The 3,581-nt window shown below is 64.5% G+C and carries 4 protein-coding genes; 1 reads left to right on the top strand and 3 read right to left on the bottom strand.

Annotated features, from left to right (window positions below):
• Window positions 1-100 precede the first annotated feature (100 nt).
• The gene (locus tag AC1DSN_RS19960; RefSeq protein WP_063572360.1) at window positions 101-310 is read right to left on the bottom strand and encodes a YbdD/YjiX family protein; all 210 of its coding nucleotides are present in this window, start codon (window positions 308-310) and stop codon (window positions 101-103) included.
• 10 nt (window positions 311-320) lie between these two features.
• On the bottom strand, window positions 321-2,396 hold the full coding sequence (locus tag AC1DSN_RS19955; protein WP_477332427.1) for a carbon starvation CstA family protein: 2,076 nt from the start codon (window positions 2,394-2,396) through the stop codon (window positions 321-323).
• Window positions 2,397-2,544: 148 nt separating this feature from the next.
• On the opposite strand from AC1DSN_RS19955, the gene def reads away from it, so the two are divergent.
• The gene (def, locus tag AC1DSN_RS19950; RefSeq protein WP_213948609.1) at window positions 2,545-3,081 is read left to right on the top strand and encodes a peptide deformylase; all 537 of its coding nucleotides are present in this window, start codon (window positions 2,545-2,547) and stop codon (window positions 3,079-3,081) included.
• Window positions 3,082-3,124: 43 nt separating this feature from the next.
• Here the strand turns inward: def and AC1DSN_RS19945 are convergent.
• On the bottom strand, window positions 3,125-3,581 hold a 457-nt coding region (locus AC1DSN_RS19945), incomplete at its 5' end, for a hypothetical protein (protein WP_477332425.1).

Here is a 3,581-nt window from a genome sequence, read left to right as displayed (position 1 = left end):
GCCCAAAGGGCCAACCCGATCGCGGCATCCCACGAAGCACGAGCGTGAGGCGGCGAACGCCGCTCAACACACGAGTCGCGTCAGCGGCTGTCCTTTTAGTTCAGCAACAACGCCCACCAGTCCCGCGATACCTCGCCTCCTGCCGCTCGCGGAAGAACTCCCCATAGCTGGGAATCTTCCGCTCGGGATGATGCTCACGCAGGTGTTTCACGTAGACATCGTAATCCGGGACGCCGCAGCAGAGGCGGGCGGTTTGTACCGCCCACTTCCACAGCGAGCGGGCGCCTGCCCGTGCATTCGTCGCGCTCATGGCGATCTCCTCACGGCGTGACACTCGACAGCGCGACGTACGGCTCTTCGTGCGCGGTCGGATGGTTGGCGCGCCACGCTCGGACAATCGCGCGGAGCGAAAAGAACAGCATGGTCAGCACCAGCAGCATGAACAGGCCAGTGAGGGCCATGTCGACGCGATTGTTGGTGACGATGCGCTGCATTTCTTCGGCCGTCTTGGCGGGTGCGAGCATCTTCCCCGAGGCCATGGCGTCGGCGTATTTCTGCGCGGCGGCGGTGAAGCTGATCTTGTCGTCGAACAGCTTCTGCCAGGCGGCGGTGAGCGTGCAGATGACCAGCCACGCGGCGGGCACGCCGGGCACGAGCACGTAGCGCTCGCGTTTGAGTTTCACCGTGACCAGGGTGGCGAGCATCAGCGCGATGGCGGCGAGCATCTGGTTGGCGATGCCGAATAGTGGCCACAAGGTGTTGATGCCACCCAGTGGATCGACCGCGCCCTGGTAGAGGAAGTAACCCCATAGCCCGACGCAGATCACCGTGGCGATGATGTTGCTCACCCACGACTCGGTCTTCTTCAGCGGGGCATACGCCATGCCCGCCAGTTCCTGGATCATGAAACGGCCGACGCGGGTCCCGGCGTCCACCGTGGTCAGGATGAAGAGTGCTTCGAAGAGAATCGCGTAGTGGTACCACATGGCCATCATGCCTTCGCCCGGAAGGATGCCGTGTAGGAGCTGCGCCATGCCGACCGCCAGGGTCGGGGCGCCGCCGGCGCGTCCGAGGATGGTGCCTTCACCGATGTTCTTCGCGGTCTCGGTGAGCTCTTGCGGCGTGACCATGAAGCCCCATGTGCTGATCGTCTGTGCGGCCTGTTCCACGGTCGTCCCGACGAGTGCGCCGGGCGAGTTCATCGCGAAGTAGACGCCTGGATGCAGGGAGGATGCGGCGATCAACGCCATGATGGCAACGAAGGCTTCCATCAGCATGCCGCCGTAGCCGACCATGCGCGCCTCGCCTTCGTTGGCGAGCAGCTTGGGCGTCGTGCCGGAGGCGATGATCGAGTGCCAGCCGGAGACGGCGCCACAGGCGATGGTGATGAACAGGAAGGGGAACAGGTTGCCGGAGAAAACCGGGCCCGTGCCGTCGATGAACTTGGTCACTGCGGGCATCTGCAGGGTCGGCGCAGCCAGGAAGATGGCCAGGGCAAGCAGGGCGATCGTGCCGATCTTCAGGAAGGTGGACAGGTAATCGCGTGGGGCGAGCAACAGCCACACGGGGAGCACCGAAGCGAAGAAGCCGTAGCCGATCAGCAGCCATGCCAGCGATTTCGCATCGAAATCGAACAGGGCGGCCATGGTCGGCGTGTCGTTGACGGTCTTGCCGTACCAGATCGACGCGAGCAACAGGATCAGGCCGATGATCGAGATCTCGAGGATTCGGCCGGGCCGGATATAGCGCAGGTACACCCCCATCAGGAGCGCGATGGGAATGGTGGCGGCGACCGTGAACGTGCCCCAGGGGCTATGCGTCAGTGCCTTGACCACGACCAGCGCCAGTACCGCCAGCACGATCATCATCAGCACCAGCACGCCGACCATGGCGATCACGCCGGGTACCTCGCCGAGCTCTTCGCGCAGCATGTGTCCGAGCGAGCGGCCATCCCGGCGGAGCGACAGGCCAAGGATCATGAAGTCCTGGACCGCGCCGGCAAAGACGACGCCGACCAGGATCCAGAGCGTCCCGGGCAGGTAACCCATCTGTGCGGCGAGAACGGGGCCGACCAGGGGGCCGGCGCCGGCGATGGCCGCGAAGTGATGACCGAAGACCACCCAACGATCGGTCGGGACGTAATCCAGGCCGTCGTTGCGCAGGACGGCCGGCGTGGCGCGCGAGGGGTCGAGCTGCAGCACGCCGGTGGCGATCATCCGGCTATAGAAGCGATAGCCGATGAGGAACACCGCGATGGACGCGGTCACCAGCCAGATGGCGTTGATGGGTTCGTCTCGTCGCAGGGCGACGACACCGAGGCACCAGGCGCCGACGATGGCGATGGCGGCCCACAGGATCTTCCCTGCGGGGCTGGGTTTCGGGATGGCGCTATGCATGGTTGTTGGCTCCCCTCGCGGATGGCACAAGGGTCGTCTCCCCAGTCACGGGGGTCAATGCGTGGCAGGGGTATGCCGTATTAGCCATTGGTCGAATGGCTGGCGGGCGTCGTATGCTCAAGCCATCCCCACTCCCCTGGCGGTAACGATGATTCGCGAGATTCTGAAAATGGGTGACGAGCGCCTGCTGCGCGTCGCCCCCGCCGTCCCCGACGCCATGGTGGGCAGTGCCGAGCTGGATGCCCTGATCGTCGATATGTTCGACACGATGCACCACGCCGGTGGCGTGGGCCTGGCGGCGCCCCAGATCGGCGTGGACCTGCAGTTGGTGATCTTCGGGTTCGATAGCAGCGAGCGTTACCCGGATGCACCGCCGGTGCCGGAAACCATCCTCCTCAATCCGGTCATCACTCCGTTGTCGCAAGACATGGAAGAGGGGTGGGAAGGCTGCCTCTCCGTACCCGGACTACGCGGTGCGGTGAATCGCTACTCGTTGATCCGCTATCAGGGTATCGGACCGCAAGGGGAGGTTATCGACCGTCGGGCCGAAGGCTTCCACGCCCGCGTGGTCCAGCACGAGTGCGACCATCTCATCGGCCGCCTCTACCCCTCGCGCATCACTGATTTCGGCAAGTTCGGATACACCGAGGTGCTCTTTCCGGGCATGGATATCGGTGACGATTAAGGCTTTTCGTAGAAAGGGCCGGGTTGCGGGGAAAGCGCCGACGCTATTCGGCCTCGGCCAGGGCCTCGACGATCACCAGGAGCGCCTTCCGGCGTTCCTTGGGTAGACGGCTCACGAGCCCGACCAGGCGCAGCTGCTCCCGTGAGTCGGCGCGGTAGAGGGCGGGGCTTTCGCGCACGCCGGTGGCCCCGTTGGGGGCGCCGCGACCCGTGGCCAACCACTCGAAATTCACCCCGAAGCGTGTCGCCATGTCGATCTGGCGCTCCAGCTCGGGCAGGCCGAGATCACTCAGCCATTTTCGGGCGGTTTCCCGGCTGACATCGAAGAGGTCAGCCAGCTGGGTGATGCGGCCGCGGCCTTTCTTCACGCCAGCCATGTCCAGCGCGACATGCAGACGTTGGGAAAAACCTCGGTTGATAGGTGGCATGACAACTCCGGTTGAACGCTTTGGCGCTTCAAGACCCGGTATTGTTGGATAGCCCGGAGCGGCAGCGTAAGCC

Source organism: Luteibacter sp. P4_D7_3, from assembly GCF_056401735.1.
Note: the sequence above shows the minus strand (reverse complement) of the source record. Positions and strands in the feature narration are given on the sequence as shown.